This is a genomic window from Nioella sp. (genome assembly GCF_965215655.1).
Classification (GTDB): Bacteria; Pseudomonadota; Alphaproteobacteria; order Rhodobacterales; family Rhodobacteraceae; genus Nioella.
Genome location: NZ_OZ244111.1, coordinates 1621574 through 1648478 on the forward strand (window position 1 = coordinate 1621574; position 26905 = coordinate 1648478).

General features: G+C 63.1%; 20 protein-coding genes. 10 read left to right on the forward strand and 10 right to left on the reverse strand.

The genetic code is table 11. The features are described from left to right. Positions 1–103 precede the first annotated feature (103 nt). Complete coding sequence (locus ACOOEX_RS08330; protein WP_420397966.1) at positions 104–1573, forward strand: leucyl aminopeptidase; 1470 nt, start codon at positions 104–106, stop codon at positions 1571–1573. Positions 1574–1579: 6 nt separating this feature from the next. Continuing rightward, entirely contained in the window at positions 1580–2041 is a 462-nt protein-coding gene (locus ACOOEX_RS08335; protein WP_420397967.1) for a DNA polymerase III subunit chi, read from the forward strand. A gap of 20 nt (positions 2042–2061) precedes the next feature. On the opposite strand, the gene ACOOEX_RS08340 is transcribed toward ACOOEX_RS08335, so the two are convergent. The 4 genes from ACOOEX_RS08340 to ACOOEX_RS08355 all read right to left on the reverse strand — a co-directional run bounded on the left by ACOOEX_RS08340 (position 2062) and on the right by ACOOEX_RS08355 (position 6437). After that, positions 2062–3198 (reverse strand): Hint domain-containing protein, encoded by a 1137-nt coding sequence (locus ACOOEX_RS08340; RefSeq protein ID WP_420397968.1) that lies wholly within the window; start codon positions 3196–3198, stop codon positions 2062–2064. Positions 3199–3346: 148 nt separating this feature from the next. Beyond that, on the reverse strand, positions 3347–3928 hold the full coding sequence (locus tag ACOOEX_RS08345) for a retropepsin-like aspartic protease family protein (protein ID WP_420397969.1): 582 nt from the start codon (positions 3926–3928) through the stop codon (positions 3347–3349). A gap of 50 nt (positions 3929–3978) precedes the next feature. Next, positions 3979–4593 (reverse strand): MarC family protein, encoded by a 615-nt coding sequence (locus tag ACOOEX_RS08350; RefSeq protein WP_420397970.1) that lies wholly within the window; start codon positions 4591–4593, stop codon positions 3979–3981. Then, positions 4590–6437 (reverse strand): ABC-F family ATP-binding cassette domain-containing protein, encoded by a 1848-nt coding sequence (locus ACOOEX_RS08355; protein WP_420398352.1) that lies wholly within the window; start codon positions 6435–6437, stop codon positions 4590–4592. Before ACOOEX_RS08355 ends, ACOOEX_RS08350 begins: the two co-directional genes overlap by 4 nt. A gap of 107 nt (positions 6438–6544) precedes the next feature. Here ACOOEX_RS08355 and ndk point away from each other — a divergent pair, with 107 nt between their 5' ends. Beyond that, positions 6545–6967, forward strand: coding sequence for a nucleoside-diphosphate kinase (ndk, locus tag ACOOEX_RS08360; RefSeq protein WP_127559305.1), 423 nt, complete (start codon positions 6545–6547; stop codon positions 6965–6967). Positions 6968–7127: 160 nt separating this feature from the next. Here ndk and ACOOEX_RS08365 read toward each other — a convergent pair whose 3' ends face one another. Beyond that, on the reverse strand, positions 7128–7457 hold the full coding sequence (locus tag ACOOEX_RS08365; protein WP_420397971.1) for a TfoX/Sxy family protein: 330 nt from the start codon (positions 7455–7457) through the stop codon (positions 7128–7130). Positions 7458–8645: 1188 nt separating this feature from the next. Between ACOOEX_RS08365 and ACOOEX_RS08370 the strand changes: the two genes are divergently transcribed. Next, positions 8646–10346: a Hint domain-containing protein gene (locus tag ACOOEX_RS08370; protein WP_420397972.1), complete on the forward strand. Its 1701-nt coding sequence runs from the start codon at positions 8646–8648 to the stop codon at positions 10344–10346. A gap of 93 nt (positions 10347–10439) precedes the next feature. Here ACOOEX_RS08370 and ACOOEX_RS08375 read toward each other — a convergent pair whose 3' ends face one another. The 3 genes from ACOOEX_RS08375 to ACOOEX_RS08385 form a co-directional block, all read right to left on the reverse strand. Beyond that, positions 10440–11024 carry a nucleotidyltransferase family protein gene (locus ACOOEX_RS08375; protein ID WP_420397973.1) on the reverse strand — a complete coding sequence of 195 codons (585 nt, stop codon included), beginning with the start codon at positions 11022–11024 and terminating at the stop codon, positions 10440–10442. Further along, positions 11021–13429 carry a GcvT family protein gene (locus ACOOEX_RS08380; protein WP_420397974.1) on the reverse strand — a complete coding sequence of 803 codons (2409 nt, stop codon included), beginning with the start codon at positions 13427–13429 and terminating at the stop codon, positions 11021–11023. The genes ACOOEX_RS08375 and ACOOEX_RS08380 overlap by 4 nt, the downstream gene beginning before the upstream one ends. 299 nt (positions 13430–13728) lie before the next feature. Then, positions 13729–15039 carry an HlyC/CorC family transporter gene (locus tag ACOOEX_RS08385; RefSeq protein WP_420397975.1) on the reverse strand — a complete coding sequence of 437 codons (1311 nt, stop codon included), beginning with the start codon at positions 15037–15039 and terminating at the stop codon, positions 13729–13731. 914 nt (positions 15040–15953) lie between these two features. Between ACOOEX_RS08385 and ACOOEX_RS08390 the strand changes: the two genes are divergently transcribed. After that, a complete protein-coding gene (locus ACOOEX_RS08390) occupies positions 15954–16640 on the forward strand; it encodes a sugar transferase (protein WP_420397976.1) in 687 nt (228 codons plus the stop codon). Here ACOOEX_RS08390 and ACOOEX_RS08395 read toward each other — a convergent pair. Further along, entirely contained in the window at positions 16594–17799 is a 1206-nt protein-coding gene (locus ACOOEX_RS08395; RefSeq protein WP_420397977.1) for a glycosyltransferase family 4 protein, read from the reverse strand. The two genes, ACOOEX_RS08390 and ACOOEX_RS08395, sit on opposite strands and share 47 nt — an antisense overlap. Positions 17800–17940: 141 nt before the next feature. Here ACOOEX_RS08395 and ACOOEX_RS08400 point away from each other — a divergent pair, with 141 nt between their 5' ends. From ACOOEX_RS08400 to ACOOEX_RS08410, 3 genes are read left to right on the forward strand one after another with little or no spacing between them, the layout of a single operon-like run. After that, complete coding sequence (locus ACOOEX_RS08400) at positions 17941–19323, forward strand: hypothetical protein (protein ID WP_420397978.1); 1383 nt, start codon at positions 17941–17943, stop codon at positions 19321–19323. 8 nt (positions 19324–19331) lie between these two features. Next, positions 19332–20651 carry a glycosyltransferase family 4 protein gene (locus tag ACOOEX_RS08405; RefSeq protein ID WP_420397979.1) on the forward strand — a complete coding sequence of 440 codons (1320 nt, stop codon included), beginning with the start codon at positions 19332–19334 and terminating at the stop codon, positions 20649–20651. Beyond that, positions 20638–23415: a calcium-binding protein gene (locus ACOOEX_RS08410; protein WP_420397980.1), complete on the forward strand. Its 2778-nt coding sequence runs from the start codon at positions 20638–20640 to the stop codon at positions 23413–23415. Before ACOOEX_RS08405 ends, ACOOEX_RS08410 begins: the two co-directional genes overlap by 14 nt. A gap of 12 nt (positions 23416–23427) precedes the next feature. On the opposite strand, the gene epsE is transcribed toward ACOOEX_RS08410, so the two are convergent. Next, positions 23428–24627 (reverse strand): exopolysaccharide biosynthesis GT4 family glycosyltransferase EpsE, encoded by a 1200-nt coding sequence (gene epsE, locus ACOOEX_RS08415; protein WP_420397981.1) that lies wholly within the window; start codon positions 24625–24627, stop codon positions 23428–23430. A gap of 77 nt (positions 24628–24704) precedes the next feature. Here epsE and ACOOEX_RS08420 point away from each other — a divergent pair, with 77 nt between their 5' ends. Both ACOOEX_RS08420 and ACOOEX_RS08425 read left to right on the forward strand, forming a co-directional pair. Continuing rightward, complete coding sequence (locus ACOOEX_RS08420; protein WP_420397982.1) at positions 24705–25526, forward strand: glycosyltransferase; 822 nt, start codon at positions 24705–24707, stop codon at positions 25524–25526. Continuing rightward, the gene (locus ACOOEX_RS08425; RefSeq protein ID WP_420397983.1) at positions 25523–26893 is read left to right on the forward strand and encodes an oligosaccharide flippase family protein; all 1371 of its coding nucleotides are present in this window, start codon (positions 25523–25525) and stop codon (positions 26891–26893) included. Before ACOOEX_RS08420 ends, ACOOEX_RS08425 begins: the two co-directional genes overlap by 4 nt. Positions 26894–26905: the final 12 nt, after the last annotated feature.

A 26905-nucleotide genomic window follows, 5' to 3' on the forward strand; every position in this document is an offset into this window, starting at 1 on the left:
TCCAAGGTCTTAATCCAATCGCAGCCACAAGGACAGGCATATCTGGTCAAGCCTGCCCACTAGTTCTAGTGTTGCAACAACATCCAATTCCAGAGGTTTCCACATGACCACGCCGATTGCCATTTCCTTCTCTGAAACCGACCTCGATGCGCTGGCAGGCGCCGAAGGCAAGCTGGCGGTGATTGTCACGCCGGATGGCAAGCTCGACCAGTCAGCGCGCCGGGTGAACCGGCTGACCAAGGGGGCTTTGGTGCGGTTGGCCGAGTCGGACGCCTGGGACAAGGCCAAGACGGGCGATTGCGTTTCTCTGGGCTTCCCGACCGGCCTCGCCGCCGAGGCGCTGCTGGTCGTCAAGCTTCCCCGCCGGGTCAGTGTCGAAGAGGCGCGCCGCGCCGGGGCCGAACTGGCCAAGGCCAAGGGCAAGGCAGCGCTGACCGTGGCCGCCGGGGCGTTCCACCGGGCCGCTGACATGTCTTTCGGGCTGGCGATGCGGGCCTACGAATTTACCGATCACAAGACCGGCGACACTTCCATGGGCGAAGCGGCCGTGTTCCTTGTCAGCAAGCCCGAGGACGTGTCCGCCGAAGCCGCGCCCATGACTGCCGTGGCCGAGGGCGTCTTTTTCACCCGCGATCTGGTGAGCGAGCCGTCCAACGTGCTGACCACCGAAGAGTTTGCCGCGCGTCTCGCCGCGCTGGCTGATCTGGGGCTGGAGGTGGAGATCCTTGACGAGGCAGAGCTGGAGAAGCTCGGCATGCGGGCGCTTCTGGCCGTGGGGCAGGGGTCTGAAAGCCCCTCCAAGGTCGTGGTCATGCAGTGGAAGGGCGGCGGGGACGAGGCCCCGCTGGCGCTGATCGGCAAAGGCGTGGTCTTCGACACCGGCGGTATCAGCCTGAAACCGGCGGGCGGCATGGAAGACATGACCATGGATATGGGCGGCGCGGGCGTTGTGTCCGGTGTCATGCGGGCGCTGGCGCTGCGCAAGGCCAGGGCCAATGTGGTGGGCGTCGTGGGGCTGGTGGAAAACATGCCCGACGGGCGCGCGCAGCGACCGGGCGACGTGGTGCGCTCGATGAAGGGCGACACGATCGAGGTGATCAATACCGATGCCGAGGGGCGGCTCGTCCTGTGCGATATCATGTGGTACGCGCAGGACCGGTTTCAGCCCACTGGCATGGTGGACCTCGCCACGCTCACCGGCGCGATCATCATCGGTTTGGGGCATGAAAACGCGGGCGTTTTTTCCAATGATGACGGGTTCTGCAACAGCTTCCTCAAGGCTGCTGGCGCGGAAGGAGAGGGCGCGTGGCGCATGCCGCTCGGCGACGCCTACGACAAGATGCTGAAATCCCATGTGGCGGATATGAAGAATGTGGGCGGCCGTCCTGCGGGCTCGATCACCGCGGCGCAGTTCCTGCAACGGTTCGTCAAGGATGACTGCCCGTGGATTCACCTCGATATTGCGGGTGTGGCCAGCGTCAAGGCGGACACAGCCCTTGCGCCAAAGGGGGCGACCGGTTGGGGTGTCATGGCGCTCGACCGGATGATCCGCGACGGCTATGAGGCGGAGTAACCCCTTATGGGCGCGGCCTTTTTCTACCACCTGACCCGGTCCAGCGCCGAGACGACCGTTCAGACCCTTGCCGCCAAGTCGCTGCAGGTGGGCTGGCGGGTGGTGGTTCGGGGCCGCTCCGACGGGTTTCTCGACCGTCTGGATGAGCTGCTATGGCTGCGCCCGGAGGAGGGGTTCCTACCCCATGGCCGCGCAGGCGGGCCGCATGATGCCGAGCAGCCCGTGCTGCTGTCGACCGCGCCAGACATTCCCAACAGCGCCGCCTGCCTGATGAGCGTGGAGGGTGCCGAGGTCAGCCCCGAAGAGGTGCAGAGCCTCGACCGGGTCTGCATCCTCTTCGATGGCGGCAATGGCGACGCGGTCGCCCATGCCCGCACCCAGTGGAAAGCACTGACAGGCGCGGGTTGTGCGGCACAGTACTGGTCGGAAGAGGGCGGCAAGTGGGATAAGAAGGCCGAAAGCGGCTGACCCGCCCCCGGCCTTGCGCGTCAGGCGACCTTGGGGGCCGCCAGCCGAGCCTGTATGTGGCCGGGCACCTGCCTCGCAGACATCGCGCGGGGGAAGGGCAGCTCTTCCATCTCCGGCACGTCGCCATAGAGGGTCTCGAACTCGGCGAAGTTGTCGAAGCTGCGGCGGCTGACATTGTCGATGAAGGTCTCGGCAGGGGCACCATTTGCGAGGATGATTTCGTGTTCATCCGTTTCGATGTGATAGACCGTGTAAGTCTGGCCCATTTCAGACATTGGAACGCGGGTGATCGTGGTGCCATTCACCAACGCCCCCGCATGGCAGATCACCCCATCGACCAGCATCCCGTGGTCGGCGGTCACCGTCAGGTCGGCGTGGGGCAGACCATCGCCCAGTGATCCCGCCGCAAAACGCACCGGCATCAGCCGCTCGGCGGGGCCGAAGCGGGTGGAGACGGTCTGACGGCCGATCCATTTGATTGATGCCGTGCCTCCGCAAGCTGTTAGGATGACGTCACCAATCTCGAGTGCGGTCACCTGAGCAATTCCTTCTGGCGTGTGAATTTCGGTATCGGCGGCAAAGCAATTCACATCCCCTGCAGACTGCCCCCCCAACACCCAACTACTGTCGCCATCAGGTGAGCGAAGCCAGGATTGACCGCCGCTGCCGCTTGCCAAGACTTCCGTCGCGCCGGTTTGGGTTGCGCCTGGATGCGCCGTGATCACCGGACCGACGTCAAATGACACCCAGGGCGCCCCAGAAGACCCCTGAACAACGATATACGTGTTCGCATTCGGGTCGTAGAGCGTCAGGTTGGATGCATCACCGAACGACATATTGTTGTCGGAATAGACTGCAGTGCCGGAGACATTGCTTATCGGGTTAACTGTGCCGCCGTTAGACGCTACGACCGTGATGTGATCTCCTGCCGCGAGCGTTGTACCGGGATCGAACGTGTGGATGATCGTTCCGTTAAAGCCCCAGAGTTCGTAGCCCGATATGTCGATCGGAGAGCCGGACGTGTTCACGATCTCTATGAACATATCGTTATTGTTGACGACGGAATCGCCATTGAAATCGAGTGTGCCGCCACCCGTGAATGTGTGAATCTCGTTGATCGTGATGCCGCCGCCCAGGACGGAAGATGTAGTAGGCATGAAATAGTCTCCCCAAGCCAAGTTTCGCTATTATGGCTCTAGTCGCGGCAGAAATTGCCTAGCCCACCGAGGCCCACCCGGAGAAGCTGCCACAACCATGGCGGAAGTGATCCCGGTTATCCAGAATTTTATTAACAAGTTGATGCCGTCAGCGCATAAGCACCATCTGCCCGTCTTCAATAGCGATCCGGTCGAAGAGGTTGAGGTAGCTCATGCCAAGCAGGCTTTCCTGCATGGGCGAGCCATTGACCACTGCGGGCACGCGGCGGTCGGTGATCGGGCCAAGCTCCACCCGGTCGAGCCGCACGGGGGCGGTCTGGACCATGCCATTGGCGGTCATGGCGCGGTTGGTATAGCGCAGCTCGGCCGTGTTCAGCCCGGCGCGCGCGGCGTCCTGCGGGGTCAGCACCATGTCGGTTGCGCCCGTATCGACGACAAAGCGGATGGGCGCGCCGTTGATTTCCAGTGTGAGGTAGTAATGACCGTCGAAACTGCGAGGCACCGTGACTTCGCCGGTGCCGGTCACCACTGATTGCTGGGGCAGCACGTTGGTGCGCAGTTCGGGCCACACGCCCACGGCAATGAAACCGCCAACGACCAGAAGCCCCCAGACCACCGCATAGCGGGCGACCTTGCCGATCTGATGGCGATTGGCCGAGATGATCGACCCCGTCAGCGCGATGGCCAGCAGGCTGAGATAGATGATCGAGGCGATGTCGGTGTCTTTCATCGGGCCGGTCTGAACGTTGATCCTGAGGCCAATATAGGGCAGGGGGCCGCCTAAAACACCTGTAGATCGCGAATGCCGTCGATCACGAACTGGACAGAGAGTGCGGCGAGCAGCATGCCAAGCAGCCGCGTGACCACGTTGATGCCCACGGGCCCCAGCATCTTTTCCATCGGCCCGGCCAGAAGAAACAGCAGGAACACGACGAGGATCACCGCCAGCATTACCCCATGCACCAGGGCAATGCCCGAGGCAGACCCGGCAGATCCGGTCAGCAGGATCATCGTGGCAATGGCGCCCGGACCGGCAATCAGCGGCATGGCCAGCGGAAAGACGGACGGATCCTCCGCATGGGGGGCATCGGCCTGCCCTTGGCGGCGCTGCGTGCGCCGTTCAAACAGCATGTCGAGCGCGGTCAGGAACAGAAGGATGCCACCCGCGATGCGGAAGGCGGACAGCGAGATGCCCAGAAAGCCCAGAACCGCCTCTCCGGCCAGGCCGAACACGGTCAGAAGTCCCACGGCAACGACACAGGACCGGATGGCGATGGCCCGCCTTGCCCGGGTGCTCATGCCGCGGGTGATGGCGATGAACATCGGCGACAGGCCGATCGGGTCGATGACCACGAACAGCGCCACGAAGACGGTGATTGCCTCGGCCATGGTCATTGCGCTTCGGCCTCCTCCAGCTTTTCCAGTGCCTTGAGCCACATCGCCTCGGCCCGGTCGAGACCGTTCATGACTTCGGCGTATTTCTTCTGCCAGACCTCGATTTCGCCGGTGTTTCCAGATTCATACAGCGCCGGGTCCGCCAGTTTCGCGGCCAGCTTGTCGCGCATGGCATTCAGCTTCTCCACCCGTTCCTCGCATTTGCGCACCTCGCTGCGCAGTTCGAGGATCTGGTCGCGGCTGGCGCGTTTGGGCCTGGGTTTTTCGGGCTTTGGTTTCGACGTCGTCGCCTCGCCCGCCAACAGCATCTTGCGATAGGCTGCCAGGTCATCCTCGTAGGGTGTCACGGTGCCATCCTTGACCAGCCACAGCCGATCGGCGGTCATCTCCAGCAGATGCATGTCGTGGCTGACAAGAATGACCGCGCCGCTATAGGCGGTCAGCGCCTCGACAAGCGCCTCCCGGCTTTCGATATCGAGGTGGTTTGTGGGTTCGTCGAGGATCAGCATATGCGGCGCATCGAGCGTGGCCAGCAAGAGCGACAGCCGCGCCTTCTGTCCACCGGACAGCTTGCCGACCACGGTTTCCGCCTGATCGGCCCCCAGACCGAAGCCCGCCAGCCGGGCGCGCAGCTTCGCCGGGGCCTCCTCGGGCCGCATCCGGCGCAGGTGTTGCAGGGGTGTTTCGTCGATATGCAGCTCGTCCACCTGATGCTGCGCGAAATATCCCACCCGAAGTTTGGAGGATTTGGTGATCTGCCCCTCCAGCGTGAGGAGCTTGTCGGCCAGCAGCTTCGAGAGCGTCGATTTGCCCTCGCCATTGCGGCCAAGCAGAGCGATGCGGTCATCCTGATCGATGCGCAGGTTCAGCCGTTTGAGAACCGGCACACCGTCATAGCCCACGGCGGCCCCGTCCATCTGCACGATGGGCGGTGAGAGCTGCTCGGGTTCGGGGAAGCTGAACTTGCGGAACGCACGTTCGGCCGGGGCGGTGATCGGCTGCATCTTTTCCAGCATCTTCAGCCGCGATTGCGCCTGCCGGGCCTTGGTGGCCTTGGCGCGGAACCGGTCGACGAAGCTTTGCAGATGGGCGCGGCGGGCCTCCTGCTTTTTCGATTCCGCCTGCGCCACGGCGATCCGGGCCGCGCGGGTCTGCGCGAAGGTGTCATAGCCGCCCTGATAGAGCGTCAGCTGCCGGTCCTCCAGATGCAGGATATGACCCACGGCGCGGTTCAGCAGCCCCCGGTCATGGCTGATCACCAGAACCGTATGGGGGTATTTCGCCAGGTAGCTTTCCAGCCACAACGCGCCCTCGAGGTCGAGATAGTTGGTCGGTTCATCAAGCAGCAACAGGTCCGGCGCCGAGAACAGCACCGCCGCCAGTGCCACGCGCATCCGCCAGCCGCCAGAGAAGGCGGAACAGGGCATCAGCTGTTCCTCGGGCGTGAAGCCGAGCCCGCGCAGGATGGTCGCGGCGCGTGCCTCGGCGGACCAGGCGTCGATATCGGCAAGCCGGGTCTGGATGTCGGCAATGCGGGTCGGGTCCTGCGTCTGCTCGGCCATCAGCGACGCGCGCTCGGTATCGGCGGCCAGAACGGTGTCGATCAGCGAGGTCTCGGACGACGGTACTTCCTGCGCGACACCGCCGATGCGGGACCGGGGGGGCAGGGTGATTTCGCCCGTGTCAAGCGTCAGCTCGCCACGGATCAGCCGGAACAGCGTGGTCTTGCCACTGCCATTGCGCCCCACGATTCCCACCTTGTGGCCCTCGGGGATGGTGGCGGTTGCGTGCTCCAGCAAGGGGCGGCCGGCGATGGAATAGGAGATGTCTGAAATCCGTAGCATGGGCGCGGGTGTGACCCGGTCGCGCGGCACTGTCAATTGGCGGGTTTTCTTTACAGGCGCTGCGTGCTAGCAGCCGCGCCAAACCAACCCCTTTTCGGAGATCCCCCATGGCGGTTCAACGCACCTTCTCGATCATCAAACCCGATGCCACCAAGCGCAACCTGACTGGCGCGATCAATGCCAAGATCGAAGCAGCCGGCCTGCGTATCATCGCCCAGAAGCGCATTCACCTGACCCCCGCGCAGGCTGGCGTCTTCTATGCCGTGCACAAGGAACGCCCCTTCTACGGCGAGTTGTGCGAGTTCATGGCCTCCGAGCCGGTCGTCGTGCAAGTTCTTGAAGGCGAGAACGCCATTGCCGCCTACCGCGAAGTGATGGGTGCCACCGACCCCGCAGAAGCCGCCGACGGCACCATCCGCAAGGACTTCGCCCTGTCCAAAGGCGAAAACTCCGTTCATGGCTCCGACGCGCCGGAAACCGCGGCCGAAGAGATTGCCTATTTCTTCTCTGGCCTCGAACTGGTCGGCTAAGGTCAAACCTGACCAAACATGATCTGCGGGCCGCTCTGATCCGGGCGGCCCGTTTTCCGTTCAGGCCCCGAAAAATCTTCGGGAAGATTTTTCCGCATTCTAAATTTCTTCTGGAAGAAATTTCAGCCCGGAAGAATTTTGAGTCAAAATTCTTCTTGGTTCAGCGGCGCGCACCCACGCCCAGTTCGTTCATCAGCTTTTCGAACTCGGACCGGTCAGGATCGAAGGAGTCGGCCTTGATCTGATCGAAGCGCCTGCGCAGCGCTGCCTTTTCCTCTCCCTGGCAGTCGTTCCAGGGGCGCCCCTGCAGCCCCATATGCAGCACGTAATAGGCGATGAAATGCGGGCGGCTACCGGCACGCAACATCGCAGCATAGGCCGCATCGGGGCCTGCCCGGCGCAGGCTCTCGGCATCCGGGATACCGGCGCGTTTCAGGTCTTCGGCCATGGCCGGACCGATGTTGCGGATGTCTGTCAGCGGGGGTGGCATGGGCGCAGCTCCGGTCAGGGGTCGGCCCTGATCCTATCAGATGCTGGCCCAGTCCCGGAAGGTGGCGGGCGTCTCATCCTCGCTGCTGCCCTTGCGCGGGACCGGTTGGGGGGTCGGGGCCTGTTTCGGTGTGGGGTGCGGTTGTGGCATCCAGGTGCTCCGCTTGTTTGTTGCTGCCTGAAACCAAAGATGCCAGTGAAATGAGGCAGATTTGGGGCGAATATGGCAAGGGCAGTGCCAGCATCTGTGGCGGAACTGGGGCGGCGCGGGCGTCGGAGGACGGTCTCCTAAATCGAACATTCTATGCGGTGATCTGCCTTGAAAGGATTGAGTATTCCGATGCGAAGAGAGTGATTCGCATTGAATTGGTTCCGCATTGGAACCAAAGCCGGGATTTGACGCGGGATTGGAAATATGTCATCCGGAGCGCAATGCTGCCCAAATTCCGCCATGGTTAACACTGCGTTTCCATCTTTACGCCAATACACTGTTTATGAAACAGAAACGTTTTAGACTTGAGGGGTAACGATTGTTGCCCTCAGTCATCCGACAGGGGACCTGTATGACTCCGTCGAAATCCAATAACAACAATTGCTTCAATCAGTTTCGCCAGAATCGGGAGACCTCAGTGGCTGTTTCTACCCCGGCGACAAACAGCCAAATTCGGAACGCCGGGTTAACCATGATATTGCCCTATTTCGATCAAAGCCGACGCTCTCTTGCCATGTTTCAAACAATTTTCGCTTTCTTGGAGCGGCCCGCTCGGGCTAAGACTGGGTCAGCCCAACTGGGGGGCGATGTCTGAAGGCCACGGGGGCGGCCGCACGATACCAGCCGGTTTTGAAGGATCGGCAGGTGGCATGTGAGCCGCAACGTTTTGCGGAACAGTATGAGGGAACTGCCCTGCCAGGCAGGCCCCTGCCGCGCGCCTCATGGCCGTCGGCCCATCTGCTTCGGTTCCGGCCTTCGTGCGCCCGCCCACACATTCTTCATACATCGCAAACCGGTTGGAACGTGTTCGACACCGATCGTCAGGGGATGTGCGATGTTCTTGGTTTCCTTGGTCTTTAACCTGACCGTCCATGCGCTGAAGCAGCACTCTTCGTCTTTCGTTGTCATTGAAAATTCAGTGGTTCGCCGCGAAGCCGCGCAAGCTGCGCGTTCGGGCAGGGCGTAAAGGAGACGACAATGGCTGGTGAAATAGTGAATCCGAATAGTGTGGACGGCGTCGTCGACGGCACCCCGGGGGATGACAACATCAACCTGGCTTACACTGGCGATCCCGAAGGCGACATGATCGACGCGGGCGATGCCATTCTGGACGGGGCTGCGCCCGATGACGATGTGGTGCTCGCCGGTGAAGGCAATGACACTGTCCATGCCGGTGTCGGGGACGACATCATCTGGGGCAATGATGGTGACGATTACCTCGATGGCGAAGGCGGAGACGACACCATCAAGGGCGAAGGCGGCAATGACACGCTGATCGGTGGCGACGGCAACGATCACCTCATCGGCGGTGACGGCAATGCCTCGGTCGATGGCGGTGATGGCGACGATCTGATCGACACCCGTCTGGATGGCAACCTGCCGCTGCCCGACCGCGGCTATCCCGGTCTCTTTCCGGGCGATGGCGACCCCTTTGATGCGAGAGATACCATCGACGGTGGTGCGGGCAATGACACCATCTTTGCCGGTGACGATGCCGACAGCATCAGCGGCGGCGCTGGCCATGACCAGATCGACGGCGGCTTTGACGATGACACCATCGACGCGGGCGAAGGCGATGACCTGATCGTCGGCGGCGAAGGCTCTGACACGATCCTTGGCGATGCTGGCGACGACACGATCTATGGCGGGCTTGGACCGGGTTTCCCGGATGAGCTCAACATCACCGATGACGGCTCGGACGGCAATCCGATCGGCCCCGACGCGGTGACCGACAATGGCCGTGACTATATCGAAGCCGGTGACGGCAACGACGTGGTCTATGGTCAGGACGATGACGACACGATCTATGGCGGTGCCGGCAACGACACGCTGGATGGCGGCATCGACGAAGACGAAATCTACGGCGGCGCCGACCGGGACGTGATCCTTGGCGGCAATGCTGGCGACTACGTGGACGGTGGGGGCACCGGCGACGATTACGACACGCTCGACCTGACGGGTTCCGGCCCGCTGCGCGTCGTGCTCGACGCCGACAATTCTGAAAACGGCACGGTGACCTTTTACGATGGCAACGGCTTCGCGCCCGAGAACATCACCGGCACCATGCGCTTCGAGGAGATTGAGAACGTCGTGCCCTGCTTTACCCCCGGATCCCGCATTGCAACCCCCCGTGGCGAGGTGGCCGTCGAGGCGCTTCAGCCCGGTGACAAGATCATCACCCGCGACAATGGTATCCAGGAAATCCGCTGGATCGGATCGCGCAGCCTGAACCATGCCGAACTGCGCCGTGCGCCGAACCTGCGCCCGGTCCTTATCAAAGCCGGGTCGCTTGGCAACGGTCTGCCCGAACGCGACATGCTGGTCAGCCCGCAGCACCGGATGCTGGTCGGCAATGACCGCACGCAGCTGTATTTTGAAGAAAGCGAAGTGCTGGTCGCGGCCAAGCATCTGATCGACCACAAGGGCATTCGCTACATGGATACGATCCGCGCCACCTATATCCACTTCATGTTCGACCGGCACGAGGTGGTTCTGGCGGACGGCGCCTGGACCGAAAGCTTCCAGCCCGGTGACCAGACCCTTGGTGGCATGGGCGCGGAGCAGCGGGACGAGATCTACACGCTCTTCCCCGAGCTTCAGAAGCCTGCCGGGATCGACAGCTACGCCGCGGCCCGCAAGGTGCTGAAAGGCCATGAGGCTCGGCTGATCACTCGTTAACTACAGAATGCAGCAGGGATACGGGGGGAGAGGGGGCAGATCCTCTCCCCGGACCCGGACTGGGGCGGCGCGAAGGCTCGTGCCGCCCCATTTTTATCGGGATTGTGCCGCGCGCCAGGCGGCCCAGTCTTCGGGCGTGTCCAGATCGGTCAGCGCGCGCTGGCCTTGCAGGGGCACCAGATGCACCCGCGCCGCATGCTGTTTCAGAAGCCCGCGCGCGCCCTTGTCACCCTTGATCTGCTGAAGCGCGGGCAGCAGGTCGGCTGGAAACATAACCGGGTTTCCGGGCGTCCCGTCCGCGTCTGCGGCGCGCAGGATGGCATTGGGAGCTTGCCGTGACAGGGCCAGCAGCAAATGCAGGTCATGGGCGGTGACCTCGGGCATATCGGCCAGCATCACGAGCACCGGGCCGGACAGCCCCGCAACCCCGGCCGCCAGCGACTGCGACTGGTCGCAACCCGCGGGCAGGGTCACGATCTCGCAGTCGATCCCGTCCAGCGCCTCTGCCCGCGCGGCGTTCCCTTCGGGCAGGGTCACGCGCAACGGCCCGGCCTTGGCCCCGCGCCGCGCCATGACGGTCAGAAGCGGTTCGCCCCCAACCTCCTCCAGCAGCTTGTCGGCCCCCCGCATGCGCGACGATGCCCCGGCTGCCAGCAGCAGGATCACCGCATCGCTCATCCGCGCATCCTTGCGCCATCTGCGTCGAACAGCATCTCCGTCACCAGCCGCGCCTTGTGCATTTCACCGAGAATCTCGATCTCGACCTCCAGCCCTTCGACGGCCCGCTCGGTCGGCACAAACCCGAAGGCCACCGACTTGCCCGCGTAATGCGAAAAGCCGCCCGAGGTGCAGAACCCCTGCACGCTTCCATCGAGCCAGATCGGTTCATAGGCGACCACATCGGCATCCCCGGCCTCGACGATGAAGCTGCAAAGCCTGCGTGCAGGCCCTTCCGCGCGCTCCTTCTCGGCGGCCTCCTTGCCGATGAACGCCTTGTCCCATTGGATGAACCGGTCCATCCCGGTTTCGCCAGGCATGTAGTCGGGCGAAAATTCCCGCATCCAGGAGCCGAAGAACCGGTCGAGCCTGAGGCTCATCATTGCGCGCATCCCGAAGGGTTTGAGGCCAAATTCCTGCCCCGCCTCCCAAAGCAGATGCCACAGGGCGCGCTGCTCCATGGCGTCGACATAGATTTCATAGCCGAGGTCGCCGGTGTAACTCACCCGCTGCACCGTGGCCTCCATCATGCCGATAGAGAGCCGCTTCACATCAAGGAAGCGGAAGGCGTCGTTCGACACATCCGCCCGCGTGACCTCGGCCAGCAAGTCGCGTGCGCGTGGCCCTGCGATCTGGAAGCCGGTGGAGCGGTCCGAGATATTCTCGACCCGCACATCGCCCGAAAGCTGCCCCTCGAACCAGCGCATATGGAAATCCTGCGCGCCATAGCTTGCCGTCAGGCGGAATTCCGTCTCCGACAGGCAGGCCACGGTGAAGTCGCCAATGAGCCGACCGGAGGGGGCCAACATCGGTGTCAGGCTCATCCGCCCGGGTTTTGGAATACGCCCCGCCATGATCCGGTTGAGCCAGGCCCGTGCATCCGCCCCCGTCACGCTGTATTTGCCGAAATTCTGCACCTCGTTGATGCCTACGGCCCCGCGCACCGCCATGACTTCCCGCGCGGTGGCCTCAAAGGCGTTGGAGCGGCGGAACGACGGCGTCTCGTAGCGCGGTTCATCCCCTTCGGCGAAGTAATTGGGCACTTCCAGCCCATATTGCTGCCCCCAAACCGCGCCCATGCGGTCGAAGATCTCGTACATGGGCGTCGTGCGGAAGGGTCGCGCGGCGGGCAGTTCCTCGTTCGGGTAGGTGACGGAAAAGCGGTTCTGGTAGTTCTCGATGACCTTGGGCAGGGTATAGCCCGGCGTGATCCAGCGCCCGAACCGCGCCACATCCATGGCGAAGACATCGCGCTCCGGCTCGCCCTCGACCATCCATTGCGCCAGCGTCAGGCCCACGCCACCGCCTTGGCTGAACCCAGCCATCACCCCGCAGGCCGACCAGTAGTTGCGCAGGCCCGGGACCGGCCCCACCAGCGGGTTGCCATCGGGGGCAAAGGTGAAGGGGCCGTGAATGACGGTCTTCACCCCGGCGCGTTCCAGGATCGGATAGCGGCGATAGGCGAAGGCGATCGAATCCTCGATCTTGTCGTAATCATCGGGCAGCAGTTCGTGCCCGAATTCCCAGGGCGTCCCGCCCACGGCCCAGGGTTTGCAGGGCTGTTCATAGAATCCGATACAAAGCCCCCGGCCTTCCTGACGCAGATAGCTCTCTCCGCCCGGGTCCATCACATGGGGGTGTTCCACCTCGCGTTCGTAGATCTCCGGCAGGTCGTCGGTGACGAGATACTGATGCTCCATCGGGTGCAGCGGCAGGTAACAGCCCGCCATCGCGCCCACCTCCCGCGCCCAAAGCCCGCCCGCATTCACCACATGCTCCGCATGGATCGTGCCCTTGTCGGTCACCACGTCCCAACTGCCATCGGCCCGCGGATTGGTCTCGCGCACCATGCAATGGGTTTCGATCGTGGCGCCCCCCATCCGGGCCGCTTTGGCATAGGCATGCGTCGTGCCGGAGGGGTCGAGATGCCCGTCGAGCGGATCGTAGAGCCCGCCCAGAACCCCTTCCACATTGGTGATCGGCGCAATCGCCTTGATCTCCTCGGGGCTCAGGATCTCGGTTTCCAGCCCCATGAACCGATGCTTGGCGCGTTCCGCTTTCAGCATGTCGAAACGTTCGGGCGTATCGGCCAGCGTCACGCCGCCCACATGGTGCAACCCGCAGGACATGCCGGTCAGCGCCTCCAACTCGCGATAAAGCCGGATCGTGTAGCCCTGCAGCGCGGCCATGTTCGTATCGCCATTCAGCGTGTGAAAGCCGCCCGCGGCGTGCCATGTGGACCCAGATGTCAGTTCGGACCGTTCCACAAGCATCACGTCCGACCAGCCAAGCTTGGTCAGGTGATAGAGCACCGAGCAGCCCACAACCCCGCCACCGATCACACATACCCTGGTGCTTGTCTTCATGACCGTCTCTCCCATTGGACCGTTTCGCGCAGCAAATTCCCGAGGGCGCGTCCCTTCAAGCCCAAAAACGACATCCGCTTTCATCTTGGCAAAAATACCTCGGGGGAGTCGCGTCAGCGACGGGGGCGGAGCCCCCTCGGCGGAATGCTCTTGGAAGAGCATTTTGGGCGCGCGGCACGCGACACGCTGGCCGCGCCGGTCGACGTGGCGCAGCCACGGCGAAACAGCCCGCGCCCCTTACCGGGGGCAGCGCCCCCGGCGGGTCGACGCGCCGAAGGCGCGGCGAAATCACTCTCGTCTTAAAGCAGCTTGCGCACCCGAAGCTGTGTCAGGCGGTTCTGCTGCCGTTCAGCCACTTCGAAACGGAACCCGTGAAACGAAAATACCTGGCCCGTTTCGGGAATCATCTGCGCTTCGTGGATGACCAGCCCCGCCACCGTGTTCGCCTCTTCGTCGGGCAGGTTCCAGTCGGTCGCCCGATTGAGATCGCGGATCGTCATGCCGCCTTCGATCAGGTAGCTGCCATCCGGGCCGGGCGTCAGGTTCACCACTTCTTCCACGTCAAACTCGTCGGTGATCTCGCCCACGATCTCTTCCAGAATATCTTCCAGCGTAATCAGCCCCTGCAGCGCGCCATATTCATCCACGACGAGCGCAAAATGGGTGTGGCGGCGCAGGAACTGGCGCATCTGGTCATCCAGCGTGGTGGTTTCCGGCACGAAATAGGGCTTCATCGCCACGTCGGTGACGGAAAACGCCGCCAGCCCCGCCTCGGAGGCGTCAGGCCCCCGCACCAGCCTGTCCATGGCCCGCAGCACGTCTTTTGCGTGGACAAGGCCGATGATGTTTTCCGGGTCGCCACGATAGACGGGCAGGCGGGTATAGGGGGAATGCAGAAGCTGGCTGAGGATGGTTTCCCCATCCGCGTCGGCGTCGATCATCTCGATATTGGAGCGATGCAGCATGATCTCCTCAACCGTGCGGTCGCCCAGATCGAGCGCGCCGAGCAGCCGGTCGCGATGTTCCTTTTCCACCACGCCTTCGGAATGGCCAAGCGTTATGGCACCGGCGATTTCCTCATGGGCGGACAGCACCTTGCTGTCGGGGTCGGCCTGCACGCCGAACATCCGCAGCATCCCGCGCACCAGCACCTGAACCGTCGCCACCACGGGCGAGAAGACAAGGATCACAACCTTGATGACCGGGCTGACCGCCGAGGCGGCTTTTTCGGCATTTGTGATGGCATAGGTCTTGGGCAGAACCTCGGCGAAGACCAGCACCAGCAAGGTCATCACCAGCGTCGCCAGCGCCACGCCACTTTCCCCGAAGGCGCGGGTGAAAAGCGAGGTGGCCAGCGATGCGGCCAGGATGTTGACCAGGTTGTTGCCAAGCAGGACCGATCCGATCAGCCGTTCGCTGTCCTCGGTCAGATGCAGCGCGCGTTCTGCCGCCTTTGACCCGCGATCGGCCTGAGAGCGTAGCTTGCCACGGGACGCCGCAGTCAGAGCGGTTTCCGAGCCGGAGAAGAAGGCGGATAGCAAAAGAAGAGCAAGGATGGCGCCTGCCGTCAGGTAGAAGGATGCGTCAAGAGTGGGCTCAAGCTCGGGCATGATGTCTCCGGTTCAGGGTGTCTGTGGCAGGTTATGGGCATGGTCGCCGCCCGTATCAAGGACAAGGCGAGAATCGTGGCGGGAATGGGGCGCGGCGTCAGGGGCAAGCGACCCGGCGAAAAGCTTGGGCTTTTTAACGAAAAACCGAGAAAAAGCCGGGTTTTCCGGTGCGCTAGCTTTCGACCCGCGAATCAGATTGTGGCGAAATACAGCGTAATCAGGGACAAAGAGGCGCGGATTGCGCCATTGTTTCGCCACATTGTGCAACCTTAAGGAGAGTTACGTTAACCATGAAAACTATTTGTCCTGCTTTCAGCGTCTTGAAGCCGGAAACAAGCCATGGTTTTGCCACGTATTGACGCTTTCGAGCGGAAGATCCCCGGCGCTTGAAACTTGCATGCGTCTGTTTCCGCTCCGAAAGACAAACCTGACCAAATGGACAGGGCGACATGCGAAATACAACCTAAAATTGTCCCATCTCTCAATCACTGTTTCCAAGGCTGAGACAATAATTGCGCGGCGGCATTGTGACTCCTGTCGCGATCACTGATATTGAAGGGTTTTTTCCCAAGGTCGTTGCCACAATTGCGCCCAATTTACCCACACACGCATAGGTAGAAGTTGGCAAAATGAAATTGACGAAATTATGCCACAAATGCCAATTTACGGCTGTGCGAAAGCGCTGGTCGGCCATGACTTGACGGTGCTGCATTGTCGGACTGCCACCCGGTTAGCAGCATTAAAAGGTGGGGATGGACTGATCGCGACCCGGGGGGGCCCGGTTACTCATCTGCGCCTTTCCGCACCCAAAACCTGAATGACTTTCTAAACCGCGCCAGAAGTCGCTGGCGGGGCAGGGAAGCGCTGTCTGTCGCGACCGGAAACGGTCGCCCCCCTTTAGGAGGGTGTTGTCGATGTATGAGCGTTTCGGCCTTTACAGCCAGGATGAGGCACCGCATGCGGTGGTGCCGATCCGGTTTATTCAAACCCGGTCAGTCTATCGGCAGCACGCCAAGCGCATTCTGGACATCGCCATCGTACTGCTTGCGGCCCTGCCCGCGGCCCTGATCGTTCTGGTCTCGGCTCTGGTTCTCATCCTGCGTGAGGGCGGCTCGCCGTTCTACCGGCAGGAACGCATCGGCATGAACGGCCGCGTCTTCGGCATGTGGAAACTGCGGACCATGGTCATGGGCGCGGATCAGGTGCTGGAAGGCTACCTGTCAAAAAACCCCGAGGCCCGCGCCGAATGGGACCGCCACCAGAAGCTGAAGAACGACCCCCGGATCACCCGGTTCGGCCAGTTCCTGCGCCGTACGTCGCTGGATGAACTGCCGCAGCTGTGGAACGTGCTGACTGGTGATATGTCGATCGTTGGCCCGCGTCCGATGATGCGCAACCAGCGCGCGCTGTATCCGGGGACGGAATATTATGTCATGCGCCCCGGCATCACCGGTTACTGGCAAACCTCCAGCCGCAATGAAAGCAGCTTTCATGAGCGTGCGGGCTATGATCAGGCTTACTACCGCACCCTGTCGCTGCGAACCGATCTGGCGATCATTGGCCGGACATTCGGGGTGGTGCTGCGCGGGACCGGGCACTGACCGCATCCCGCAGCAGACCCGCCACGGTGCGACCCCAGCTATCCCAGTTCAGCCTGTCCTCGTAGGCCTGCCTTGCGCTGATGCGCAGGGCAGCATGACGCTTGGGGGTGTCCATGTAGCCCTGGATGACCTGCGCGAAGTCCTCGGGCCCGGCAGCGGGAGGCAGGGCATCGCCGTTTATGCCATTCCAGACAGGAATGCCGCCGACATCGAGGCAGAGCGACGGCAAGCCATAGGCGGACGCCTCGCAGAAGGCGAAGCCATAGGATTCCATCGACGGCATCAACAGGAAATGGGCGCGGCGAAAGCAATCATGAAAGATCCGAAGATCTTCCGGTTTGGACTTGTCCAGGTAGGGGTGGACGGTCAGTCCGTCCCGGCCGATCTCGGGCGGCGGCGTGCAGCCGATCACGGTCAGCCGGGCATCGACGCCCCGGTCGCGCAATGCTGCGACAGTTGCTGCCGTCGTCCAGCCTCCCTTCGCGGTCCAGTCGCGCCCGACAAGAAGGATATCGACTGGCCCGCCCTGTGTAAGGGCGGCGGTGCTGGCCGTGCCGGGATCGGGCACATTTGCTCCCCAGGACACGGTCAGCGAACGGTCGGGGGGCAGGCCATAGCGCGCGTTCACGGCACCTGTCAGCCAGTCCGAGGGCCAAAGCGCAAGGTCGAGCCTGCGAAACGTGCGCCGCTCGGCGGCTTCGATCAGAGGGTCCATCACGCGCGCCGGGGAAAACCACGACCCGAAGCTCTGCCCCACAACGGATTGCTTGTAGGTTGTCGGCGTCGCGTCCGAGCTGTAGGCCGTGACCATCGGGTAGGGCAGGCGCAGACGGTGCAGCGAGTGGAAGGAATAGGCCCCGAACAGCACGTCGAAGCGATCTGTGGCCAGAACCTTGCGCACCCGCCGGGAAATGAGGCGGGACAGCATCAGGTGCAGCCGCCACCGGGCGCGGATGCTGAAGGCCTCGGGCGCGGCCAGAACGGCGCGGCGCAGGGGCTCTGCCAAACCCCAGTCCTGCGGCAGAACGGTGACCTCTCCGGCATGGGTCTCGAGGGCCGCAAGCATACGCGCATTGCCGCCCGAATAGAGCGTCGGATCGCGGGGATCGAAATCGCACAGATAGGCGATCTTCAGCCGTCTGTCGCTGCCCAGGCTCATTCCAATGCCCTTTGCCCTCAATCTGCCAGCGGGGCATATTTCTGCCCCAAGTTCCGGGTATACCCCGTGTTGAACCCCCATCTAGAGGGGAATCCGGGCATTAACATGACGATGAGCTACAAAGGTTAACAGAATACAGGCATGCCGAACGCGCTCGCATCTCTTGCACTGGTGATCTACCCGGTGGTCGTGGTCTGGCTGTTCGTCAGGCTGCCCAGAGGGCGTGCGCTGCTGGCGTCACTGATCCTTGGCTACCTGTTCCTGCCCCCCGAACCGGCAGGGTTCGACTTTCCGCTGATGCCGCCCCTGACCAAGCAGACCATTCCCGGGCTGGCGGCGCTGTTTACCTGTTTGGTCATGTTCCGGGGCGAACTGCGCTTCCTGCCGGAAAACAAGACCGCCCGGGCCCTGGTGCTGCTGTTCATCTTCAGCCCCTTCGGCACCGTTCTGACCAATATGGACCCGGTCTATTTCGACAGTTTCACCCTGCCGCCCCTGCGCATCCGCGAGGCCGTGGCCCAATGCATCAACCAGGCGCTGCTGATCTCGCCTCTGCTATTGGCGCGCGATTTCCTGCGCAGCGATGAAGATATTCGCGATCTGCTCTGGGCGATGTTGCTGGCGGGGCTGGTCTATTCGCTGCCGATGCTGCTGGAGGTAAGGCTCAGCCCACAGCTCAATATCTGGATCTACGGCTATTTCCAGCATTCCTTCGAACAGATGATCCGCGGCGATGGCTTCCGTCCCATCGTGTTCCTCTATCATGGGCTTTGGGCGGCCTTCCTTGCGCTGACGGCGTTCTTGTCGGCCATCACCATCGCGCGCAGCGACCGCAGCCGCCGGGCGCTGCTATGGTGGGCGGCGGCGGCCTATCTGGGCCTTGTGTTGATCCTGTGCAAATCCATGGCCTCGATCCTCTATGCCGCGGCCTTCGCCCCGGTTCTGCTGTTCTTCGGCAGCCGGATGCAGTTTCGCGTGGCCATGCTGCTGGCCTGTCTGGTGCTGGCATATCCCGCCCTCAAGAGCTTTCATCTCATCCCCGAAGCCGACATTCTGGAACTGGCCGAAAGCGTCGACGAAGACCGCGCCAATTCCCTGCGTTTCCGGCTGGACAATGAAAACATCCTGATCGACAGGGCCATGGAGAGACCTGTCTTCGGCTGGGGTACATGGGGGCGCAACCAGATCTACGATGGCGCGACCGGGGAGATCCTGACCACCACCGATGGCCGCTGGATCATCACCATCGGGGTTTATGGATGGGCCGGCTTCCTAGCCGAATTCGGGTTGCTGACCCTGCCGATCTTCCTTGTCTGGTGGCGCGTGGCGGCGATCGGTCCCGAGGTGCCGCCTTGGGTGGGCGGCGCGGTGCTGATCCTGGCGATCAACGTGATCGACATGATCCCCAATGCGACGCTGACCCCGATGAGCTTTCTCTTTGCCGGGGCCTTGCTGGGGTATTCCGAACAGGTCCAGACCGCCCGGCGGCGCAAGGTTCTGACACCCTTGCGAACGGTTTTGTAGGTGCGCCAATGACCCAGCATCACCCCCGCATCCTTATTATTGCCGAGGCCGCCAATCCCGAATGGGTCAGCGTGCCGCTGATCGGCTGGTCGCTGTCGCGTGCCTTGGCGGGCGTGGCCGATGTGCATCTTGTCACGCAGGTCAGAAACCGCGAGGCGATCCTGCGGGCCGGTCTGGTAGAAGGACGGGACTTCACCGCCATCGATTCCGAGGCCTTCGCGCGCCCGCTCTGGGCCATCGGTGAGAAGCTGAGGGGCGGCGGCGGCAAGGGCTGGACCACGCTACAACTGATCAACGCGCTGTCCTATCCGCATTTCGAACGGCTGGTGTGGCGGCAGTTTGGGGCGGAAATCAGGGCAGGGCGTTATGACATCGTCCACCGGATCACGCCGCTCTCGCCGACCATTTCCAGCCCGCTCGCTGCGAAATGTGCCCGCGCGGGCGTGCGTTTCGTGCTCGGGCCCCTGAATGGCGGTGTGCCCTGGCCGAAGGAATTCGATGCCGAACGGCGGCAGGAAAAGGAATGGCTGAGCTACATTCGCGGGGCCTACAAGGCGCTGCCGGGGCGCAGGCGGGCATTGAAACATGCGGCGGCGATCATCGCAGGCTCGCGCCATACCGAATGCGAGATCCCCTCCGCGATGCGGGAAAAGACCTTTTACATCCCCGAAAACGCCATTGATCCCGCACGGTTCACCAAACGCGCCTCGCCGGGAGGTGCCGGACCGCTTCGCGCCTCTTTCGTCGGGCGGCTGGTGCCCTACAAGGGCCCCGATATGCTGTTGCAGGCCGCAAGCCCGCTGTTGCGCGACGGGCGGATGGTTCTCGACATGGTCGGTGATGGCCCGATGCTGCCGGGGCTGAAGGCTCAGGCAGAGGCGCTTGGCGTGTCAGACGCGGTGACCTTCCATGGCTGGATGGATCACGGCGCGGTTCAGGACGTTCTGGCAGGCTCCGACCTCATGGCCTTCCCGTCGATCCGCGAATTCGGCGGAGGTGTCGTATTGGAGGCGATGGCGCTTGGCGTGCCGTCTCTGATCGTGGACTATGCAGGACCGGCGGAACTGCTGACGGAGGGCACTGGCTGGGCCGTGCCCTTGGGGGATCGCGCAACGATTATCGCGGGCTTCCGGGCGGAACTGGAGCGGTTGGAACAGGATCGTCCCGCTTTGGCCAAGGCTGGACGCGCAGGGTTGGGTCGGGTCGCCGCACGGTTTACATGGGACAGGAAAGCCGACCAGATTTCAGAGGTTTACAAATGGATATTGGGGGAACGGAATGACCGGCCGGAACCGATGGCGGACAGGCAGAACCATGCGGCTGAATAGGTTTACGGCTGCGCTGGCCCTGTGCCTGCTGGCGGCGCTGCCTGCCCGTGCGCAGCAACAGGATATCCGCGCCTTCATCTACGGCAATTCGCTGATCAACCATGTCTCGGACAGTGACGAGACGACAATGCCGCATTGGCTGTCTGTGCTGGCGCAGGCGGGCGGGCATGGCTTTGCCGCTGACGGGGCCTTCGGCGCGCCCTTGCAGTTCGCCGACCAATTGCCGCCAGAGCCCAACTGGTCCTTCCAGAACGTGCCCTCGATCTGGGATTCCGAGCGTTTCGCCTTCCGTCGGGCGAATTTCAACACGATCATCCTGAACAACGCCAATTTCGTTCAGGGCAACCCGCCGGATGCCCCCTATGAATGGGACAATCCACAAGGCTACAGCCCGCTTTCGGCGACGCTGCGGGTCTTTGACTGGACCGAGTTCCAGGCCCAAGGCGCGCGGTTCTTCATCTACGAAGGCTGGTCCGATCTCGCCCTGATCTCCAACCGCTTCCCGCCGCGCCCGCGTGCCGTGCGACGGTATCATGCGTATAACCGGGGGGAGTATCACGACTGGTATGTCGATTACGTGGACATGATCCGCGAGGCGCGCCCTGATCTGGATGTGACGCTGATCCCGGTCGCGTCGATCCTGGCGGAGCTGTTCAGCGAGGGGCCGCTCGATGATCTGGAGGCCACCGATCTCTATCTCGATGACGCACCGCATGGAACGCCGACGCTGTATTTTCTTGCGGCTCTGGTGACTTACACGGCGATCTTCAACGAAGAACCGCCCGTTCTGACCGATTTGCCCGACAGTATCCATGCGCAGGTGAGAGATGGCTACACCGATATCGCGGGCTTCATCTGGGCGCGCGCGCAAGGCAGCGCGTTGGAAGACCATGCGGGGCTGACGCCGGAAACCGGCCTGACCGATCCGGCACTGGCCATGGGGCTGACGGGGCTGTCGGACTGGTCCACGCAGATGCCCTTCATCAATCTCATGCATTCGGCCCGGCCCTGGGTCGGGCATCTGGAGAGGCAATGGGGCGGGATCGACGCAGGCGAGCTGGAGCTGTCCAATCATCTGACGCCCGAAGGCTGGCCGCTTGGCCTGCCGGAGGGCGTCGTGGCTCTGGAAAGCTTCATCCTGACCGATCTGCCGCCCGAGGCCACCAGCGCCGCCGGGCGTTACCGCGTGACATGGGCCGGGCGCGGCACCTTCCGGCTTGGCGGGCGTGTGGAGAATGTCGAGATGGGCGATCACGAGGCGTGGTTCGACTTCACCCCCGGCGAAGGTCCCGTTGCCCTGCGCATCGAAGCGACTGATGCCGCCGACCCGATCCGCGATATCGTGGTGCTGCGCGCCGATCACATTCCGCTTCATGAACTCGGGGAGCTGTTCAATCCCGACTGGATCACGCGCATCCGCGATCTGCGCAGTATCCGGTTCATGGACTGGATGGATACCAACGCCTCGCCACAGGTGATCTGGACCGATCGTCCGCGTATGACGGATTACACCTGGGTGCGCCGGGGCGTGCCTGTCGAGGTGATGGTGCGGCTGGCCAACCAGATCGGTGCGGACCCGTGGTTCACGCTGCCCCATATGGCCGACGACCGATATGTGCGCGCCTTCGCCTCTTATGTGGAGGAAAGGCTGGCCCCCGATCTGCGCGTCTATGCGGAATGGTCGAACGAGGTCTGGAATTTTCTGTTCTCGCAGGCCCATTGGGCGGCGGATATGGCCGCGCTTCGGTGGGATGGGGCCGAGGGTGATGCCTGGATGCAGTTTGCAGGGCTGCGCGCGGCAGAGGTGGCCGATATCTGGGCGGATGTTTTTGAGGGACAGGAAGATCGGCTGATCCGTGTGATCGCCACGCAGACCTCGTGGCCGGGACTGGAGGTGCCGCTGCTGGAAGCTCCGCTGGCACAGGCAGAGGGGCGCTCCGCACCCTATGAAAGCTTCGATGCCTATGCGGTTGCGGGCTATTTCGGCACCGAACTGGGCAGCGATGAGCGGGTCGAGGAGGCTCTGAGCTGGGTCGGACGCGAGGACGGGTTCGATCTGGCGGCAGAAGCCTTGCGGGACGGAAGCCTTGGCGAGTTGGTGGAGACCTGGCTGCCCTATCATGCCGGTATCGCGGCAGATCATGACCTCTCGATGGTCATGTATGAGGGCGGCACCCATGCTGTGGGATTAGGTGAAAATGTCTGGAACGAGGACCTGACGCGCTTTCTGATCGACTTTAATTACTCCCCGCAAATGGCTGAACTATATGCGGAACTTCTGACGGGCTGGCGGGACTGCGGTGGTGCGCTTTTCAATGCCTTCGTCGATGTCAGCGCTGCCAGCCAATGGGGAAGCTGGGGCGCGCTGCGCCATCTCGATGACAGTACGGCCCGGTGGGCCACGCTTATGGCCTATAACGCCACCGCTGGCGGATGGGAGACGCGCAGCGACACGGCCTTTGCCCATGGTGTCTACCGATGGGGCAGTGCCGGGGGCGACGATCTGCATGGAACGGATGAACGCGATGTGTTCGTGGCGGGCGATGGCAATGACCGGCTGTACCTTGGTCCCGGTGATCGCGCCCATGGCGGCGGCGGCCATGATCTGGCCATTCTGCCCGGTCTGGCCGCCGACTATGCGCTGGTTGAAGAGGAGGGCCGCGTCATCCTGAACGGTCCCGATGGCCCGGTCTGGCTGGTGGATGTGGAAGTGGCGGAGTTCTCCGAGGAACCGGGGGTGTTCTACGCGGTGGAGGGTAGCTGAGCCGTGACCAGCCTAGCCCCAGACCCCCTCGATCAGCATTTCGGCCCCGCGACCGGAGTGGAACCCGGCAACGATGCGGTCGCGCCCGGCCACGGAAAGCTGCGCGCAGCGGTTCGGGTCATCGGCAAGCGCGGCAATGGCCGCCGCCAGCGCCTCTGGCGATTTGGGCGGCACCAGCACCGCGTCCACCCCGTTGCGGATCAGTTCCGGCACGCCGCCCGCATTGGTGCCGATGGTGGGGGTGCCGCAGCTCATCGCCTCCATCAGCGCCACGCCAAGCGGTTCATGCCAGCTTGCCAGCACGAAAAGATGCGCGGCGCGGATTTCGTCGCGCACCCGGCCCGCATCGACCGCGCCAAGCAGGCGGACATGATCGGCGAGGCCAAGCTCTGCAATCCGCGCCTCAAGCACCTTGCGGTAGCCCGATCCGCCATCATCGTCCTGCCCGGCGATATGGAGCTGCACGTCACGCCCCTGATCGCGCAGCAGCCGCACCGCCGCCATCAGATCCTGGTGCCCCTTCACGATGTTGAGCCGCCCGCAGGAAAACAGCCGAAGCGGTTCCCCTTTGGATATGGGCCTGTAGGGGCCGGTCGGAGCCAAAACATCGGTATCAACGCCCATGGGCTGGATGAAGAGCCGCGAAGGCAGATCTTCGGGCATCTCTGCCAGCATCTCGGCCTTCAGCTTCTCGGTGATGATCGAGGCAAATTCTGCATGTCGCCATTTGAAGCGCTGACCGGGGCCGTAATCGGACAAAGGCCCGTGCAGAGACAACGAATAGCGCGGCCCGCCCATGCGGTGCGCAATCGCGGCGATCAATGCCGCGCGCCCGCAGGAATGAACATGGACATGGGCAATACCCCGCGCCCGACAATGGCGGATCAGGCGTTGTGCGGCAGGGATCGAGACGGCGATATCCTTGATCAACGCCTTGCCTTCGGCGCGCGCCTCGCTCAGCAGCTCGCGATACGGCAAGCGGGGCAGGGCGGAGAGACCCGCCAGGACATCCGCCTTGCCCAGATAGGTCGTGCGCGCCATGGCCTGTTCGGACCAGTCATGCGCCACCAGACCGGCAGGTGGCAGGCGGGTGGACAGGAGATCCACGAGGACGCCACGCTTTTCCAGCTCCGCGATCTCGCGCCAGAAGAAGATATGCGTCTGGCCCGGAAATTGCGGAACCAGATAGCCGATGTGTCGCGTCTCGGTCATGACCTGTCTTGCCCGTCTCTGCCCCCGTCCAACCTGCGGAAAAACGGTTGGAAGGTCAAAGGCAAAAGGGGGTGGTCATGATCTCGGTCATCATCCCGGCCCATAACGAAGCATCCCTGATCGGTGACTGCCTGCGTGCGCTGTTGGCGTCCGACCCGCTGGCGGTGCCGGTGGAGGTGATCGTGGTGGCCAATGGCTGCACCGATGAAACCGTCAGGATTGCAGCAGGCTTCGCAGATCAGGCCCGCGCGAAAGGATGGGGGTTCGAGGTGCTGGACCTGCCGGGGCTTGGCAAGCCGGGCGCGCTGAACGCCGGGGATGCGGCGGCGGCCTTTCCGGCGCGGGCCTATCTGGATGCGGATGTGACGGTCGGTCCCGGTTTGATGGCCGCGCTTTGGCGCACGCTGGACCGGGCTGCCCCGGCCTATGCCTCTGGCCGCGTGCGGATCACCGGGCAGGGCGCGACCGCGCGGCGCTATGCGCGTTTCTGGTCGCGTGTTCCCTTCATGTGCAGCGGGGTGCCCGGCTGCGGGCTCTTTGCCGTGAACGGACCGGGGCGGGCGAGGTGGGGGGTGTTTCCGCCGATCATCTCGGATGACACCTATGTACGGCTGCTTTTCGCGCCCGAAGAGCGGCATCTCGCGGATGTGCCCTATGATTGGCCGATTGCCGAAGGTTTTTGGGCTTTGATCAAGGTCCGCAAGCGGCAGGATGTGGGCGTGGAAGAAATCGCGCGGCTCTATCCCGAGAGCCTTGCCAATGACGATAAGCAGACGCTCGGTGCGCGGGGCAAGATGGTGCTTGCACTTCGCGATCCGTTAGGGTTCCTGACCTATGCAGGTGTTGCGCTGGCGGTGAGACTGTCTCCCGCCCCAAGGGACTGGAGCCGGGGCAGATGATCGGGGCGATCCGGAGTTTCTATCAGGGACAGGGGCTGATGCAGCGCGCCATGCGCAGCGCCGGGCTGAACCTCTTTGGCTTCGGCTTTTCCCAGTTTCTCAGGCTGGCGTCCAACCTCATCCTGACACGGTTGCTGTTCCCCGAGGCGTTCGGGGTCATGGCCATGGTGTCGGTCTTCCTGATGGGGTTGGCGATGTTTTCCGATGTCGGTGTCGGCCCCGCGATCATGCAGTCGAAACGCGGCGACGACCGGGATTTCCTGAACACCGCCTGGACGATCCAGATCATCCGGGGCGTGAGCCTGTGGCTGGTGGCCTGTGCGCTGACCTGGCCCATGGCGGTCTATTTCGGGGAACCTGACCTGATCTACTACCTGCCCGTTGCCGCGCTGACCCAACTGGTTCTGGGTTTCACCCCAACCCGGCACGAAACCGCAAACCGGCATCTGCGGGCCGGGCGGGTGACGGTGCTGGACATGGGTACGCAGGTGATCGGCGTGCTTGTGGCAATCGGGCTGGCCTGGGTGCTGCAATCGGTCTGGGCACTGGTCATCTCCGGCGTGATCTCGGCCATCGCGCAGGTGCTTCTCTATGACCTGTTCCTGCCCGGCGAGCGCAACCGTCTGAGATGGGAACGCGCCGCCGCGCAAGAGCTGATCCATTTCGGCAAATGGGTGTTTCTGAGCACCATCGCGGGCTTTGCCATCGGGCAGGCCGACAAGGTGGTGATCGGTGGCTGGCTGTCGACCCATGATTTCGGGATCTACAATATCGGCTTCTTCTGGGCGTCTTTCCCGTTCCTCATGGGCTCTGTCGTGGTGCGCAAGGTGATGATCCCCATCTACCGCGAAAGCCCGCCGGGCGAGAGCCGCGAGAACTTCCTGCGCCTGCGCCGGATGCGGATGCTGGCCACGGCATGCATGATCGGGATGGTCATGGTGCCGGCCTTCCTTGGCCACTGGCTGATCGGGTTCCTCTACGACCCGCGCTATATCGCGGCGGGTGGCATGGTGGTGCTGATTTCGGTCGTGCAGCTCCCGGCCATCATTGGCGTGACCTATGATCAGGCGGCGCTGGCGGCGGGGGATTCAAAGCGGTTCTTCGTGCTTGCGGCGACGCGGGCGGTCTTCGTTATCTTCGGCATGGTTGCGGGGATCACGCTTTACGGTCTGCCCGGTGCGTTGGCGGGGCAGGGGGTGGCAATGCTGGCGGCACATCCGGTGGTGGGCTGGCTCGCCTCGCGCAGCAGGGCTTGGGATCCGCTGCATGATGCGATCTACTATGCGGTCGGGATCGGGCTCGGGGCGCTGGCGCTGTGGTGGAACTGGCCGCTGATCGAGACCTTGGCCGCACTGCAACCGGGCTGAGGCCGGACCGGG